The organism is Algoriphagus machipongonensis, from assembly GCF_000166275.1.
Classification (GTDB): Bacteria; Bacteroidota; Bacteroidia; order Cytophagales; family Cyclobacteriaceae; genus Algoriphagus; species Algoriphagus machipongonensis.
The window spans coordinates 3934030-3950004 of sequence record NZ_CM001023.1; the positions used below are offsets into that span (position 1 = coordinate 3934030).

Consider the following 15975-nt stretch of genomic DNA (forward strand, 5'->3'; position numbering starts at 1 on the left):
TTTTGAGAAATAGGAAAAGTTAGAGATCCAATGACTATTAAAAATGACTCTTATCCCTATTAAAAAATCACTAACTTTTATTGGGCTCTTATTTAGCACCTATGCAATTCAAGCGCAAGACACTCATCCACTCAAAGGAAAAGTTCTAGCAGAAAGTTATTGCGCCTCATGCCATTCCTTCCCTGCTCCAAGCTTATTACCTAAAGAAATTTGGAGAAAACAAGTACTACCTCAAATGGCCGCTTTTATGGGAATCAAGTCAGCCCAAGATACCCTAGGAGTTTGGGAGAATAAACCTGCAGAAGAAATTGCCCAGCTTAAAAAACTAGGAGTCTACCCTTCCAGAAGTCTACTTAGCAAAGAAGATTATAAAGAGATCGTCAATTATTACCTAGCTGAAGCACCCATTAAATTAGCTCCGCAAAAACCAAAAGATCTACCTGAGACATTACAAGGCTTTACTCCAAAAAAGTTATTTATAGAAGGAATAAAAAGTCCAATGACCAGCCTTGTTGCCATAAATGAGGAAAGAAAGGAATTGATTATTTCTGATGCTAACACCAACCAACTCTACGTAAAAGTTCAAAATGACGAACTGTTTACCTTACCTCCCACCAGCAGCCCTGCAGTACATTATATTAAGAAGAGCCCAAATACTTATAACTTCCTTTCCATAGGTTCAATTGCACCAAGTGACCTTTCTCAAGGAGCACTTTATGAGATGGATTTAAACTCTAATTCTTGGAATCAGGTGAAAGATGAGCTTTCAAGGCCAGTTTACGGAATTTGGGCAGATCTTGAAAATGATGGTATACCAGACTTCATCCTATGTAATTATGGAAACCATGGTGGAAATATATCTCTTTTTATGGACGGAGACTTCACCACTAATCCACAAATTCTTGGGGGAGCAGGTGCAAGAAAAGTGGAAGTGGTCGACTTGAATCAAGATGGGAAGCTTGATATTTTGGCCCTCTTTTGTCAAGGAAATGAACGCTTCTCTGTTTTTTATAATCAAGGAAAGGGACAATTCGAAAGTGAAAAAATATTACTCAGATTTTCACCTTTAATGGGCTCTAGTTACTTTGAAATGCGGGATATGAACGCAGATGGAAAGCTGGACCTTTTGATTAGCAATGGAGATAACTGGGACTATTCCTCCGTTTTAAAACCTTACCATGGCTTTCGCATTTATGAAAATCTGGGAGGAGAAAACTTTGAAGAATCATGGTTTTATCCCCAATATGGAGCTACCAAGGTAATGAGCTTAGATTTTGATGATGATGGTGATCTTGACTTAGCGACTATCGCTTTTTATGATGAATTAGACAACCCCGAACACCAGTTTTTGCTTTTTGAGAATCTCGGAAACATGGTATTCAAACCGAAAAGTGTTCCCGAAGCAGCCTTGGGAAAATGGTTGACGATGGATGTGGGAGATATAGACGCAGATGGTGACTCAGATATTGTTTTGGGAGCCTATTCACATAATGTATTAGAATTCACAAAACTCCTTATTCAGGGAGTTGAGGAAATACCCAATGTCTTGATTCTAGAAAACAACAAATACTGAAGTCAGATTAGGAATAAAAAAAACTCCGCACAAAATGATTTGCACGGAGTTTTAAAAGGAAAATTATCCCAATTAATCAGCCAAAGTAACTGTTCTTGTCACTTCATTAAATCCACCTGGAATTAAATTTCCAGCTGAATCCAACAGCTCCAATTTGATAGTTACTTCTCCTTTTGGAAGACCTTTGATGATATATGGAGACCATTCGGTGATCATAAATTCTTGACCATTAATAGTAGCTCTTACTTTGTTACCATCTTCAGAAAGTGTAGTATTCAATAAGAAGAAATCCAACATTAAGTTCTCTGTGTCAGCTCCGCTGTATTCACCTTTTGGACGGCTATAGATCATTGTTGGCTTTTCCAAGTCAACACCTTGATCATCTCCTGCATCACCTACTACAATCTTTTTTGCAACAAATGAATCGGCGTTTTTCACAGACTCATGGTAAGATCTACTTAAGAAGGCCACCAAATAATGCGTTCCTTCGGAAACCTCCTTTTTAAACTCAGGCTCATAATGCGCAGAATAAGGATCATTATCCATGATAAAGTGGATATGCTGACCTTTTCCTGAATTGGCTAGCATACTAGCTACACCATTTTTTTCTGTTTGAGCTCCTAATTCGTAATCTCCTACCTCGAAAGCAAAATCAACTTCACCCGCAGCTCCAATTGTCAAATTACTTGGTTGTGATAATTTCAAAGATGAACTGGCATAAGCTGGTGAATCCGTGAATTTCTCGATAGTGATTGTGGCAGGAGTAGATTCAGCACTCATTTCAGTCTCTGCACCCATTGCTTCCTCATTTTCTGTACTTTTCGTACCGCAACTTGCAGTCATTAACAATACCGCCGCAGCTGTACCTAATATTTTAACATTCATAATTTTCGATTTTTGAAATAAGTTCTTTTTCATTTTCTAAAATTTGCACAAAGGCTATTCCAGTACTATAAAGAAAAAATACCGGGTCGATTTTAAAGTAATTTCAACAGTTTTTAAACCAACAATCTTTGATTTTGATTCATTAAGACACGAAAATACTCAAGGTGATTCCTTTTTTTAAGATTTAAGGCCAAATTTTAATCAAATAATTAAAATTGATTTAATAGTAGCTCAAAGCCAAACACTTAAATGTGAGTTGAAAATATCCCCTGATCCTGCGTCATTTTTCCCGAAATTGGGGAAGATATTTCCAGTTGATCTACTTTCATCACTGTTTGTAGCAGAACGATTTAAATAATTAGAAGAATAAAGAAAATACAATTGAATTATACTGAACAGCAAATCTAGAAAAGCCAAAAAATCGATTCTATGTATTAATTTATAGCTATTTTGAAGAAATATTCAAACCACTCCATACTCCTTGTAAATGAAACTAATACGTCTTTTTGCAGTCCTTTTTTCCATTTCAATTTTAGCTTCTTGCAGCGAAAAAAGTGATAATTCTCAATCTCAAAAATCCGAAAAAGAGAACTTTCATTTATACCTCCTAATGGGTCAATCCAATATGGCAGGGCGAGGTCTTGTAGAGGCAATCGACACACTCTCCCACCCGAGAGTTTGGATGCTGGATTCTACCATGAACTGGGTTTTGGCTAGAGATCCGATGCATTTTGACAAACCAGTAGCGGGCGTTGGGCTTGGTCTTACCTTTGGAAAAATCATGGCGAATGAAAATCCTTCTGTAAAAATTGGATTGATCCCAACGGCTGTTGGAGGTAGCTCCATCAATGCTTGGTTTAAAGATTCCATCCATAATCAAACCAAGACTTTTCCTTATAATGACATGATCGACCGAGCTAAAAAGGCTTTGGGCGATGGAACCTTAAAAGGGATTTTATGGCATCAAGGTGAGTCCGATACAAGAAATGAAGAATCCATTGCCAACTATCCTGCAAAGTTCTATGCCATGATAGACTCTCTTCAAAAGGATTTGGGGATAGAACCAGTCCCTATTGTCATGGGTGAAATAGGCCATTTTTTCTATGGAAGAGCTCCATTGGCAAAAAACATGAATGACACATTTTCCCAGATTGCCAGCGAAAACCCATGCATTGATTTGGTGAGATCGGATGGATTAAATCACAAAGGAGATAGTACTCATTTTGACTCCAATTCTTATCATGTATTGGGCATGCGCTATGCGGAAAAGATGATAGACCTTCAAAAAGATTGTTTAAGCGAGTCGAAATAGTCTAATTATTTTTTTAATTTCAATAGTTCGATTTTAAAATTCAACAGGTTAAATATCAACTATTTATGAAAAAAAATATTTGTTATTCTTCTAACCTTCACTTTTTGCTCTGAAGTCCTATCTCAGGATTTTAAAGAATTAAAAGATACGAGTCACGCTTGTTCTTCCATGAATCCAGTTTATAAAAATGGGGAAGCTCTTGGTTATTTTCATGTGGTGGAAGTGATGCCAAAACCATCTCTTCCCTTTGATTCAATTGCTCAGACGCTTCAAGAAAAGATCACTTTTTCACCTGACTCTTCGGGAACCATCATATTTCAAACTTTGATCAACTGCGATGGAAAAGCTGGAGACTTTCAGTTTTTGGCTTGCAGCCCATCAGATTCTAACACTTGTCGTCAAGTATTGGAGTTTTTTCAAAATGAAGTCAGTTGGCAACCGGGAATACAAAAAAGTAAAGCTGTTGACGTTTTGATACGCATAGAAGTTGAAATCGAAAAAGAAGGAATCAAAATCAGAAGATTCTAAAAAAAAGGTCCGATTCTAATGAGAACCAGACCTTTTAATCGTAGAAATAGCCGATAAAATCTACTTGGTTTGTGCTTTTTCACGCTGGAATTCCAGCATATCTACCGGAGGAGGTGTATTATCACCCAATAAATGCTGAACAAAATAATCTCCCATTCTCCAGAAGAAATATTCTGTCATATCACCAAAGCCATGTCTTTGACCCGGTAGCATCACAAAATCAAAACGCTTCCCTGCCTTGATCAAAGCATTCGCCATACGAATGGTATTTGCCGGGTGAACGTTATTATCCACATCACCATGAGAAAGCATCAAGTGACCTTTTAGGTTTTTTGCTAAGTCTGGATTCTTCTCAATCTGGTATACAAAAGTTGTATCCCCCTTTGGAGAAATCTGCTCTTTCACACCATGGTGCTTTTCTGACCACCAACGGTTGTAGATATTGTTTTCATGATTGCCCGCAGAGGAAACTGCCACCTTGAAAATATCAGGATAAACCAACATCGCAGCTGTGGACATAAATCCTCCACCAGAATGCCCATGGATTCCCACTTTTGACTTGTCTATGAAATCATGTCTGTCGGCCAACTGCTCAATGGCAACTTTCTTATCTGCCAACCCATAATCTCTTAAATCTCCATAACCATAATTATGATACCATTTAGATCTTCCAGGGTGCCCCCCTCTATTTCCTAAGGTAATGACCACAAAACCAAATTGTGCCAACCGGTCCGTTCGATCCAATCTTGGTGAAAAGGACTTATTCACTGCTTCTGTTTGAGGACCAGGATAAACATACTCTATGATTGGATATTTGCGGGTAGAGTCAAAATCAAATGGTTTATACATTACCCCGTACAAATCGGTAATCCCATCATCTGCCTTAAAGGTAAAAGGCTCTGGAAATTGATATCCTGCAGCAAATAGTTGAGACAAATCAGCTGTTTCTAGATCCATCACTTTTGCACCATTTCTATCCTGCAATACAGACACTGGGGTCGTATTCACTCTTGAATAGTTATTGACAAAAAATGTCCCTGCATCATTCATATCTGAAGAATGATTAAAATCTCCCTCATTTAATAATCTGATGGGTCCTCCGTCCAAGGACACCGAGTATAAATGTTCGTAATAAGGATCTTCTCCTTCTTCACGACCATTGGCAACAAAAAACAATCTTCTCCCATCTTCATCCACTCTCTCTACACGATCACTGTGAAATGCGCCTGAGGTTAACTGTCTTTTGAGAGTCCCATCTTTAGCATATAAATAAAAATGGCCCCATCCGTCACGCTCAGACCAAAAAATCAATTCCTCTCCCCCATTTACCAATTCTGGTCTGCTTAAATCAATATAGGTATTGCTTCTTTCTTCAATAACCACCTCTTTTGAATCTGTGGATAAGTTCCAGCGTACAATGTCTACTTTCTTCAAGTCTCTGGAAGTGATACCAAAGTAAAATTCATCTTCATCACCAAGCCATGTACTTGCTCTAAAATCATCATCTCTTGCATTTGCAGGCGCAGGAGTAGACCAAAGTGAAATTGATTGATCTTTGAAGGTGGCCACTGGCAAATTCTTCATTTCTTCAGACTCAAATGAATAATGATACAAGTAAGAAATCGGCTGCTCTTTCTCGCCTGGCATGGCATATTTATAAGTTTCCAAAGTAGGGCGAGGGTCTCTTGTGTTATGCAAAACCCATAGATCTTTCACTTTTCTTTCATCTGATCTTTGCGTTATGAATTCCTCTGAATCTTCACTCCAAAGAATATAAGCTCGCTTTCTCTTATCCTTGTTTTTCTCTACTTCCACATTGTCATCACCTCTACCAGAAAAACCATAGCCAAAATCCTCTTCACCATCCTCAGTGATTTGATTCTCAACGATGGTACTATCCTTTTCATCTTTAGCAGCTTTCAGGAAATTTTCCTTATCCATCCAATACAGGTTATTATGCTTCGCAAAAACGATCTTAGATGAATCTGGAGCTATGGAAGCCCATGAAAGTCGCTTGGGATCCTCTTCAGCATCGGTTATTTCTACCAATTGCTGATTGCCGATATTGTATTGAAAAACAAAAGTCTTTTTCTCTAAAGAATCCTTAGCATTCTTATTCTTTTCCTTTATTTCTGCCCAGTCCTTTTTTAAAACCTCTTCGGTTCCTTTGATCTTGAATCGGATAGTGTTTTCATCCTCCATAAATTTAAGATCATCCAAATCCAGATGCTGCCCATCGACCGGGTCTTTCATGATTTTGGTGATTTCCATCGCCAGTTTATCCTTGTCAAAAAGTGCTGTTTTTGACTTTCTCGCAGGATCTACCAAATACCAATTGTTGCCTTCGCTAGTCTTGTATTCATACCAAAACTTATCTGACTTTTTAAGCCAGTGAGGTGATACCGAAGTGGAGAAAACCATTTTGCGCATTTTCTCAGGAGAGAATCTCGCAGCAAGCTCATAATTGCCTGGATAGACTTTTTCCTGCGAATAACTTTGCTGAAAGATTAATAGCAGTGCTATTGTGAGTAAAGTGTTTTTCATAGTATTCTATTTGGGAAAACGAATCTAACTTATTGCAAAATTTAATATTGAACCACTGATATAAAATTTCCAAGAACTTACTTATTAAATCATTTTCAAGCTTTTGACATGGTGAATATTCCAAAATATTAAATTAACCTCCTCCTTTTAAGAAAGAATAGTTCCTGAATAAATGGAGGTATTTGATTAAAATCAGGGATAGGACGGCCTTTTTCACAGCTTTTTAACATTGGGGTTACATTAAATAACCTAACCCGTTAATTATTACCCATTTATTAATATTTGAATTATAAAGGGTTCAAACTCAGGCTTTACCTTTCAACTAAAACCAGAAGCGTGAAAACCAAATTCAAAACAATCGTCGTTTCCGATGTGCATTTGGGAACCAAAGGCTCAAAATCAAAGGAAATAGTTCGTTTCCTTAAACAATACGAATGCGAAAACCTCATTTTAAACGGTGACATCATTGATGGGTGGCAACTTAAAAAATCTGGTTCTTGGAAAAGGAAGCACACTCGATTTTTCAACAAAGTCATCAAAATGATGGAAAACCATGACACCAAAGTTTTCTATTTGAGAGGAAATCATGATGACTTCTTAGATCAAATTCTCCCCTTACAAATAGGTAAATTATCTATCATTCAGGATATGATTTATGAGAGTAATGGGAAGAAATTTTTTATTACCCATGGAGATGTTTTTGACAGCATCACAACCAACCTGCGCTGGATTGCCTACTTAGGAGACATCGGATATACATTTTTACTTTGGTTAAATCGCGCTCTCAATCATTATAGAATCAAGCGTGGCTTACCTTATTTTTCTCTTTCTCAATATGTCAAAGGCAAGGTGAAATCTGCTGTTTCCTATATTGATCAATACGAAGAAGAGCTCGCAAAAATGGCAAGAGCAAAAGGCTGTGACGGGATTATCTGTGGTCATATTCACAAAGCAGAAAACAGGGAAATTGATGGCATTCAGTATTTAAACTCAGGAGATTGGGTGGAAACCATGAGCGCTCTGGCGGAAGATCATGAGGGCAACTGGCAATTGATTTATTACAATGAAATCAATTTTAAATCGGCGGAAGACCATGTGATTTTACCCATTCAAGAACCTGAAGTGCAATTTGGTCCTTTTAAAGAAGTCTCATTTTATTCCTCTGAAAATAAGGACTTGGGCCAGCCACCATTCCGGATTTGATATGAAGTTTATTTTTATTGTTCAGGGAGAAGGCCGAGGACATATGACTCAAGCCATTTCATTTTCAAACCTATTGAGAAATGAAGGACATGAACTAGCAGCGGTCATTGTGGGGAAGAGCAAAAGAAGGAAAATCCCTGAGTTTTTCTCAAAGCAAATCCTAGCCCCAATCCACTCGGTCGAAAGTCCAAATTTTGTTACTGATAAAGAGGAAAAGCAAGTACTGATAGGGAAAACCATCTTCCAAAACCTTCAAAAAGTCAGCTTGTTTTTAAAAAGCCTCAAGCAAATCCATCAAGTGGTAAAAGAACATAAACCAGAGGTAATTCTAAACTTCTACGACCTCCTTGGAGGGATCTACAACTTCACCTACCAACCAAAGCTTAGGTTTTGGGCAATCGGACATCAATACCTTTCTCAGCATCCAGATTTCCCTTTTGCTGAATCCAAAGGTTTTGCCAAAGAGTGCTTTCAATTAAACACCTGGTTGACCGCTTTGGGTGCAGAAAAAAAGCTCGCGCTATCCTTCCGAAGATTAGCAAATCCCATTCATGCAGACATCACTGTTGTCCCTCCGTTGTTAAGGTCGGAAGTCAAATCATTTAGTATCTCAAATGAGGATTTTTTCTTGGCTTACATGGTTAATTCCGGCTATGCAAAGGAAGTTATCTCTTTCGCTAAGAAATATCCAAGCTTAAAAATTAAGGCTTATTGGGACAAAAAGGATGCAGCTGAAACAGAGCAACCATTGCCTAATCTAACCTTACATCAAGTTAATGACCAAAGTTTTTTAAATGACATGGCTTCCTGCAAAGGTCTGGTTTGCACGGCTGGATTTGAATCCATCTGTGAGGCCATGTATTTAGGAAAACCTGTCATGGTTATTCCTGTCAAAGGACAATACGAACAGGCCTGCAATGCCTTAGACACTTTGAAATCAGGAGTGGGGATCACATCAAACAATTTTGATTTTGGATTGCTGGAAGAAGAAATCAAAAACGCTAATGAAAGGCCTAATTATTCACACAATTGGTGTAATTCCTGGCCCAGTGTTTTAATGGAAATCCTTCCCAAAAAAGAAATGACTGAACCAGATATGTTACTGGCTCAATCATTATCATAAGGAAATATTTTCATTAACAGCCAGCAAGGGCACGTTGCTCTGGTGTCAGTTCATCCACCACTTTGAAGGACAACATTCCATTTTCTACCATCGGTATATAAGGAAAATTAACACGCTTTACCTGTCTTCTTTGCACAGCATTCAAGGATAGAAACTGCTCTTGAAGACTATTGAATAATTCAAACATTAATTCTCTGTCCGCCATGGGCTTGGTTGAATATTTTCTTCCCTCTTGGCTGAGCAACTCATATTTCAAATATATCTGTTGATAAGCTGTCACTCTATCTTTGGAGGCAGGCGGAGGTGGCTGAGGTAACTGACTTTTTTCATCTTCTGTCAAATCCTCCCACAATTTATAATAAACTCCATTTTCCGATTCTAATTTCACAAAAGGTGCATAAGGATGAACCGGACGCTTTGTAGTTTGCTTAAGCTCCAAAGGAATTCTGTAATATAAACTTCCCAGTTCTGAGAACCGCGCTAGTAACTCTTGTTGCTCCGCTTGAGGCCGATTTATAAAATGAGGTTGAAGATTTCTATCTAGTTCATAAATCTTAAGTTTCTCTCGATATTCTGCAATAGGGGAATCGTTCTTCTTAGGCCATGGCATCCCTCTATTCACCCTATTTTCAGATGGGTAGAGATAAAGCTTATCTTCTTTAGTTAATGGGGCTGTAAAACCTGAACTAGGCCCATAAGTTTTTTCAAAACCTTCTTCAGTATAAAGATGTATCTGATGTTCTTGTGGAAACCTTTCAGACCGGGCATTGGTATGAACAAAGCTATTGAACACGTGAACTATTTCGGAATGGTTTATCTTTTCCAGCTCGGTATTTTGAATATGCTTTCCATCAAGCCAAACAGCAAAATCTTCCGAATTCTTAAATGATTCAAATTCCTCTGAAGTTGGAGATGATTTCTTAGGAGTAGAAGGAACAAAAACTAACATCTTCTTCTCTTCATCAGAAAGCATGTCATAAGATTTCTTTACTAATTCACTTTTCTCGTTTTCAACAAAAAATGTAGCATTTCGATAATGCTTATCCTTCCCAAAAGAAGGTTTATCTGAACCCACTTTAACCCCTTCATCTAAAGAGCTATATTTTATTTTATTGATACCTGCCTCTCTAAATTCCGTTTGATAGTCTTGAATTACTCCCAACTCTGTATTCGAAGAAGCATACAAATTAATCAAAAGGTCATCTGACTTTAGCGCTTTTAGCAATTCGGCCAAATCTCCAAAATCCTCAGTGGCCCCATTGTAAATGAATTTATTTGAGTTTAAAACAATAATTTTTATCTCATTTTCAATTGTCGACTGCTCTTTAGATTCAATCGGGGCTTCGGTAGCTTGTGCCTCCACCTTCTCACTAAACACATATACCATCGCTCCCAAAACAGGAATCATTACGAGCAATTTGAGCCATTTCTGAAATGGATCGGATTGTTTGTTCATCATTTTCAATCTTTTTTTGGTGAGAGAAAAATTCAAATTACTGACTAAGGAAAACCGAACCTCCTGACTTGCTAAGGCTAGCAACATCTTTTGATAAGTATCGAGTGAGGTGGTTTTTAGAGCCTTTTGATCTGCTATGAATTCATGATTTAAGCGGATCGCATGTTTGGCCAAATACAAGCCTGGGTGAAACCAAAATGGAATCAATAGGAACTCAAGGAATAAAATATCATAGCTGTGACCTTCTTTGACATGAGTGTACTCATGTTCAATGATTGCATCAGTTAATTCCCCGTTTTCAAAATCAGTTTTTGAAACAAAAACATAACTCAAAAAAGAAAAGGGTAATGAGGCTTTTGGAATTAAGACCAATGTTATTCCTTTATAAATTACTTGGAGGTTTTGATGAGCTTGATCTAAAATCAGCTTGATATTCCGGATGAATCGGATCAGAAACCCAAGGGTAATCAGTCCATAAATACTCCACAAAATCTCATTCCAAGGAATGGGTTGAATGGAAGTATTGGAGGTTTCTACAGCAAAATTTGTCGAAGTGATGCTTTGTTCCGGAAGGACAAACTCATTTGAAAACTCTGTTTCAACAGTATCAGTATAAGCTACTTCTTCTTTTTCTGAAGCTACCTCAATCGAATTGAATGGAATAATAAATGAGAATACTACAGCGCCAAGTAAGAAAAAGCGATTGAATTGGTGCATTACCTCCTTTTGTAAAAACAGCCTGTGAATCAATAATAAAATGACCAGGCATAGCATGGATTTTAATAGATACTCCATTATTTCTTCTGTTTAAGTTTCCCCTCAATAATTTCTTTTAAATCCTCCAATTCAGCTGCTGTAAAGTCTGCTTTATTGGTAAAAAAGGAAGCAAATTGTGCGGGTGAATCATTAAAAAAATTCTTTATCAACCCTTTGATATGCTTGGAGAAATAGTTCTCTTTTGAAACCAAAGGGAAATATTCTCGAGATTTACCTTGAGCAGTATAGCCTACGAATTCTTTATCCTGCATCCGTTTTAAAAGTGTTGAAATGGTTGTTGGCGCAGGTTTTGGATCCGGATATTCATCCAACAAGTCTTTCATGAAAGCTTTTTTTAGCTTCCACAAATGATTCATTAATTCCTCTTCAGTTCTAGATAGTTTCATCTTTTGATTTCGTTTACTCTACAAATGTAGATCAATTTTCTTATTCTACAAACGTAGATCAAAAAAATATTCTACAAATGTAGAATACCTGTTATTTCAGAAATCAAATTTCTATTCTATCAGCATAAACATTTATTCTAAGTTTCAAGTATTTAGAAAGCATAGAATTGAATAAATCCACGTAATTATTGAAATTAGAAAAAATAAATGGTCATTTTTTTAAACACTAGCTTCAATAACATCCCATTATCCTAATAAAATCATAATTTCGAATCTAGCTCATTTGATTTTAACCATGGTAGCTGAAAAAATACGTTTACAGGAAGATAGAGATTGGAAAAAACATTGGAAAAAGTGGGGTCCATACCTCACAGAACGCCAATGGGGAACCGTGCGGGAGGATTACAGTCCTGATGGATCGGCATGGGAAAATGTGACCCATGATGATGCCAGAAGCAAAGCCTACCGCTGGGGCGAGGAAGGAATTGGAGGAATTTCTGATTACAAGCAAAAATTATGTTTGGCTTGGGGATTCTGGAATGGAAAAGATCCATTTATAAAAGAAAGACTTTTTGGGGTTACTGGAAATCAGGGGAACCACGGGGAAGACGTCAAAGAATTATATTATTACCTAGACTCTACTCCTACTCACAGCTATATGAAAATGCTGTATAAGTACCCTCAGGATGAATTTCCTTACAAAGACCTATTAGATGAAAATCAGCGGAGGGGGAAAACTGACCGAGAATATGAATTAATAGATACTGGGATATTTGAGGAAGATCGATATTTTGACATTTTCATTGAATATGCCAAAAATGACGAGGAAGATATCGTAGCCTATGCCACTATTCACAATAGAGGGCCTGAGGCATCTTACCTCTGCGTCATGCCTACTGTTTGGTTTAGAAAGACCTGGTTTACCGGCCATGAGCCTTTCATGCCTAAACTGAGCAAAATCAATGAGAATACCATCCGTGCTTTCAACCCAAAATCCGGAAATTATACCATCTCATTCGATAATGATCCAGAGTTAAAGTTCTGCGACAATGAAACCAATCGCCAAAAGATCTATGACATTGGCAATGAGAAGAAATACCTAAAAGATGCCATCAATGATTATGTGGTTGAGGATGACAGTACTCATATCAATCCCGATGACTATGGAACGAAAGCATCAGCTATTTACCACTTAAATATTCCGGCTGGAGAAAGCAAAACAATAAAATTACGTTTAGCGCATCAGGTTATTGACCAACCGCTTGAAGCTTGCGATGCCATTCTAGAAAAGGCAAAAAAAGAAGCCGATGAGTTTTATAATGAACTGCAGGAAAGGATCACGGATGATGATCTAAAAATGATTCAACGTCAAGCCTATGGGGGAATGATGTGGTCAAAACAGTTTTATTATTACGATGTAGAGCGATGGCTTGAGGGAGATCCAGGAAGGTATAAACCACCAGTTTCGAGGAAAAAGGGTAGAAATAGCAATTGGAAGCACTTGCAGAATTATGACATCATTTCTATGCCTGACAAGTGGGAATACCCATGGTATGCTGCCTGGGATTTGGCGTTCCATTGTATTCCTATCGCTAGAGTTGACCCCGAGTTTGCCAAAGACCAACTTCTTCTTTTGCTTAATGAATGGTACATGCATCCCAATGGCCAGATTCCAGCTTATGAATGGAATTTTTCGGATGTCAACCCACCTGTGCATGCCTATGCAGTACAGCGAGTTTTTCAAATCGACAAAAAGGCCAACGGAGGAAAAGGGGATTTTGAATTTCTAGAAAGAGCCCTTCATAAATTGATGCTCAACTTCACCTGGTGGGTTAATCAAAAAGATAGTGACGGACAAAACATATTCGAAGGTGGTTTCTTAGGGCTGGACAACATTTCAGTTTTTGACAGAAGTCACGCTCAACAATACCAGGGAAAACTTGAACAAGCAGATGCTACTTCTTGGATGGCAATGTTTTCATTGAATCTCCTGAGAATTAGTCTTGATTTATGCGAACAAAACAAAGTTTACCAATTTACTGCGACAAAATTCCTTGAACACTTCCTATACATAGCAGGTGCCATGAGTAATATCTCTGCGGAAGGAATTTCCTTATGGGATGACGAAGACAGCTTCTTTTACGATGTATTCCATGTGAAAGGGAAGGAATCTAAACGAATGAAGGTCCGTTCCATTGTCGGCCTAATTCCACTTTTCGCTGTAGAACCGATCAGGGAGGATTTATTTGATCAATTGCCTGAATTCAAAAAGCGACTAGAGTTTTTCTTAAGGGAAAAACCCAAACTCGCTGCTTTAGTGTCAAGCTGGGTTCAACCAGGATTCGATAAGAGAAGGCTATTTTCTTTATTAAGAGGGCATCGAATGAAAAGCATCTTACACAAGATGTTGGATTCTAATGAATTCTTAAGTGAATACGGAATACGGTCACTTTCCAAATATCATCTGGAAAATCCCTACACAATGAATATCGCTGGGGACCAACTTTCTATAAAATACACTCCTGGAGAATCCGATACCGTCATGTTTGGTGGAAATTCCAACTGGAGAGGACCTATTTGGTTTCCGATTAACTTCCTGATTATTGAGTCCCTCAAGAAATTTGACTTTTATTATGGAGGCGATTTTTCCATTGAGTACCCTACAGGTTCGGGTAGATACATGACTATGGATATCATTGCCAAAGAACTCTCCTATCGTTGTATGAAAATCTTTATGAGAGATGAGAATGGATACCGTCCATTTAACAGTGATAACAAGAAGTTTCAGGAAGATCCTCATTTCAAAGATTACATTCTATTTTATGAATATTTCCATGGGGACAAAGGTGCGGGGCTAGGCGCTTCCCACCAAACAGGATGGACTGGTTTAGTGGCTGAAATGATTCATAAATATTACAAAATCAGAGAAGATAAAGAGCATGACTCTAAAACCCTTTTTAGAAGCTAATAGAATTGAAGCGGGCTGCGATGAAGTGGGTAGAGGTTGTTTGGCAGGACCTGTGGTAGCTGCGGCAGTAATACTCCCTTCTGACTATTCCAATGAATGGATCAATGACTCCAAAAAGCTCGGTAAAAAACAGAGGCAGGACCTTATTGAAGAAATAAAAGAAAAGTCTCTTTCTTGGAAAGTAGCCGAAGCCAGTGTGGAAGAAATTGATCAGATCAATATTTTGAATGCCTCTTTTTTGGCTATGTCACGGGCTATTGAAGGTTTAGAAGTTAGCCCCGAGCACCTTCTCATCGATGGAAACAGATTCAAATCTCATTTAACTTTACCCTTCACTTGCGTCATTAAAGGGGATGGTAAATTTGCAAGTATTGCGGCAGCATCTATCCTTGCAAAAGTTTACCGAGATGAATTAATGGAAAAGCTAGCCCTAGAACATCCGCATTATGGTTGGGAACGAAATGTGGGCTATCCCACCAAAGCTCACCGAGAAGGGATTAGAGAACATGGCCCTTGCATTTGGCACCGCAAGAGCTTCCAACTTTTACCCCGTCAATTAGACTTAGACCTATAAAAGCACAAAAAACATTTCCATTTGACAGCTTAAATAACTGAATAAAAAAAAGTTATTTTAATAGGATAAACTAGCTAACTATGGAATCAAAATTTGAGGCAGGAATTAATATTGCGATAAAAATCCCAAAAAGTAAATATGAGAAAACAGTTGAATTCTACAGGGATATTTTAAAACTGGAGGTTGAGGAATATCCAATTTCCAACCCAACCGTCTCGAAAACTCACAAAGTCATTTTTGGAAATAATGTTCTCTGGCTGGATTGTGTGGACAATTATACACATTCGGAAACCTGGTTACAGCTTACCGTTCCTGACGTAGAGGAAGCCGCAAAATATCTTGAATTAAGTGGTGTAGAGACTTGCGATGAATTAGAGGAGCTTCCCGAGAATATGCATTGGATTCAAGATCCCGCTGGAACCGTTTTCAACTTGCAAAAGCGAGAATTAAAATAACCCAATTAAATAGCCATTCCTTCATTGTCATCTTAGCTACTTAGCTATCAACAGGATAGAATTGATAGACTTTCCATGCATGAATTTGATGTTTTTTCAACTTTTTTGTTAGATAACTCTAACTTTATTTTTTCCTTCACCGGATTTTTGTTTAGCTTTCGGATGAATTAGACTTTCAAACCAAACCACCA

General features: G+C 37.8%; 12 protein-coding genes. 8 read left to right on the forward strand and 4 right to left on the reverse strand.

What is annotated here, in order from left to right:
- The first annotated feature begins 43 nt into the window (after positions 1-43).
- A complete protein-coding gene (locus ALPR1_RS16560; RefSeq protein WP_008202418.1) occupies positions 44-1573 on the forward strand; it encodes an FG-GAP repeat domain-containing protein in 1530 nt (509 codons plus the stop codon).
- 72 nt (positions 1574-1645) lie between these two features.
- On the opposite strand, the gene ALPR1_RS16565 is transcribed toward ALPR1_RS16560, so the two are convergent.
- The gene (locus tag ALPR1_RS16565) at positions 1646-2458 is read right to left on the reverse strand and encodes a hypothetical protein (protein WP_008202420.1); all 813 of its coding nucleotides are present in this window, start codon (positions 2456-2458) and stop codon (positions 1646-1648) included.
- Between the two features lie 487 nt (positions 2459-2945).
- Here ALPR1_RS16565 and ALPR1_RS16570 point away from each other — a divergent pair, with 487 nt between their 5' ends.
- Both ALPR1_RS16570 and ALPR1_RS16575 read left to right on the forward strand, forming a co-directional pair.
- On the forward strand, positions 2946-3770 hold the full coding sequence (locus ALPR1_RS16570) for a sialate O-acetylesterase (protein WP_008202422.1): 825 nt from the start codon (positions 2946-2948) through the stop codon (positions 3768-3770).
- 168 nt (positions 3771-3938) lie between these two features.
- Positions 3939-4298: a hypothetical protein gene (locus tag ALPR1_RS16575; RefSeq protein ID WP_008202424.1), complete on the forward strand. Its 360-nt coding sequence runs from the start codon at positions 3939-3941 to the stop codon at positions 4296-4298.
- 60 nt (positions 4299-4358) lie between these two features.
- Here ALPR1_RS16575 and ALPR1_RS16580 read toward each other — a convergent pair whose 3' ends face one another.
- Positions 4359-6842: a S9 family peptidase gene (locus ALPR1_RS16580; protein WP_008202426.1), complete on the reverse strand. Its 2484-nt coding sequence runs from the start codon at positions 6840-6842 to the stop codon at positions 4359-4361.
- A gap of 336 nt (positions 6843-7178) precedes the next feature.
- Between ALPR1_RS16580 and ALPR1_RS16585 the strand changes: the two genes are divergently transcribed.
- Both ALPR1_RS16585 and ALPR1_RS16590 read left to right on the forward strand, forming a co-directional pair.
- Entirely contained in the window at positions 7179-8045 is an 867-nt protein-coding gene (locus ALPR1_RS16585; RefSeq protein ID WP_008202428.1) for a UDP-2,3-diacylglucosamine diphosphatase, read from the forward strand.
- 1 nt (position 8046) lies between these two features.
- On the forward strand, positions 8047-9168 hold the full coding sequence (locus tag ALPR1_RS16590; protein WP_008202430.1) for a glycosyltransferase family protein: 1122 nt from the start codon (positions 8047-8049) through the stop codon (positions 9166-9168).
- Between the two features lie 13 nt (positions 9169-9181).
- Here the strand turns inward: ALPR1_RS16590 and ALPR1_RS16595 are convergent, their stop codons facing one another.
- Both ALPR1_RS16595 and ALPR1_RS16600 read right to left on the reverse strand, forming a co-directional pair.
- Positions 9182-11419 carry a M56 family metallopeptidase gene (locus ALPR1_RS16595; protein ID WP_008202432.1) on the reverse strand — a complete coding sequence of 746 codons (2238 nt, stop codon included), beginning with the start codon at positions 11417-11419 and terminating at the stop codon, positions 9182-9184.
- A complete protein-coding gene (locus ALPR1_RS16600) occupies positions 11419-11787 on the reverse strand; it encodes a BlaI/MecI/CopY family transcriptional regulator (RefSeq protein WP_008202434.1) in 369 nt (122 codons plus the stop codon). The genes ALPR1_RS16595 and ALPR1_RS16600 overlap by 1 nt, the downstream gene beginning before the upstream one ends.
- Positions 11788-12082: 295 nt before the next feature.
- Between ALPR1_RS16600 and ALPR1_RS16605 the strand changes: the two genes are divergently transcribed.
- From ALPR1_RS16605 to ALPR1_RS16615, 3 genes are all read left to right on the forward strand, one after another.
- Positions 12083-14755 carry an MGH1-like glycoside hydrolase domain-containing protein gene (locus tag ALPR1_RS16605; protein ID WP_008202435.1) on the forward strand — a complete coding sequence of 891 codons (2673 nt, stop codon included), beginning with the start codon at positions 12083-12085 and terminating at the stop codon, positions 14753-14755.
- Positions 14727-15329 carry a ribonuclease HII gene (locus ALPR1_RS16610; protein WP_008202436.1) on the forward strand — a complete coding sequence of 201 codons (603 nt, stop codon included), beginning with the start codon at positions 14727-14729 and terminating at the stop codon, positions 15327-15329. Before ALPR1_RS16605 ends, ALPR1_RS16610 begins: the two co-directional genes overlap by 29 nt.
- Before the next feature lie 80 nt (positions 15330-15409).
- The gene (locus ALPR1_RS16615) at positions 15410-15784 is read left to right on the forward strand and encodes a VOC family protein (protein WP_008202437.1); all 375 of its coding nucleotides are present in this window, start codon (positions 15410-15412) and stop codon (positions 15782-15784) included.
- Positions 15785-15975 lie beyond the last annotated feature (191 nt).

Bases quoted from the DNA above. Each gene is read 5' to 3' on its own strand.
- ALPR1_RS16605 (WP_008202435.1), top strand. From the start codon at position 12,083: ATGGTAGCTGAAAAAATACGTTTACAGGAAGATAGAGATTGGAAAAAA.
- ALPR1_RS16560 (WP_008202418.1), top strand. From the start codon at position 44: ATGACTCTTATCCCTATTAAAAAATCACTAACTTTTATTGGGCTCTTA.
- ALPR1_RS16595 (WP_008202432.1), bottom strand. From the start codon at position 11,419: ATGGAGTATCTATTAAAATCCATGCTATGCCTGGTCATTTTATTATTG.
- ALPR1_RS16600 (WP_008202434.1), bottom strand. From the start codon at position 11,787: ATGAAACTATCTAGAACTGAAGAGGAATTAATGAATCATTTGTGGAAG.
- ALPR1_RS16590 (WP_008202430.1), top strand. From the start codon at position 8,047: ATGAAGTTTATTTTTATTGTTCAGGGAGAAGGCCGAGGACATATGACT.
- ALPR1_RS16570 (WP_008202422.1), top strand. From the start codon at position 2,946: ATGAAACTAATACGTCTTTTTGCAGTCCTTTTTTCCATTTCAATTTTA.
- ALPR1_RS16565 (WP_008202420.1), bottom strand. From the start codon at position 2,458: ATGAATGTTAAAATATTAGGTACAGCTGCGGCGGTATTGTTAATGACT.
- ALPR1_RS16580 (WP_008202426.1), bottom strand. From the start codon at position 6,842: ATGAAAAACACTTTACTCACAATAGCACTGCTATTAATCTTTCAGCAA.
- ALPR1_RS16575 (WP_008202424.1), top strand. From the start codon at position 3,939: ATGAATCCAGTTTATAAAAATGGGGAAGCTCTTGGTTATTTTCATGTG.
- ALPR1_RS16610 (WP_008202436.1), top strand. From the start codon at position 14,727: ATGACTCTAAAACCCTTTTTAGAAGCTAATAGAATTGAAGCGGGCTGC.
- ALPR1_RS16615 (WP_008202437.1), top strand. From the start codon at position 15,410: ATGGAATCAAAATTTGAGGCAGGAATTAATATTGCGATAAAAATCCCA.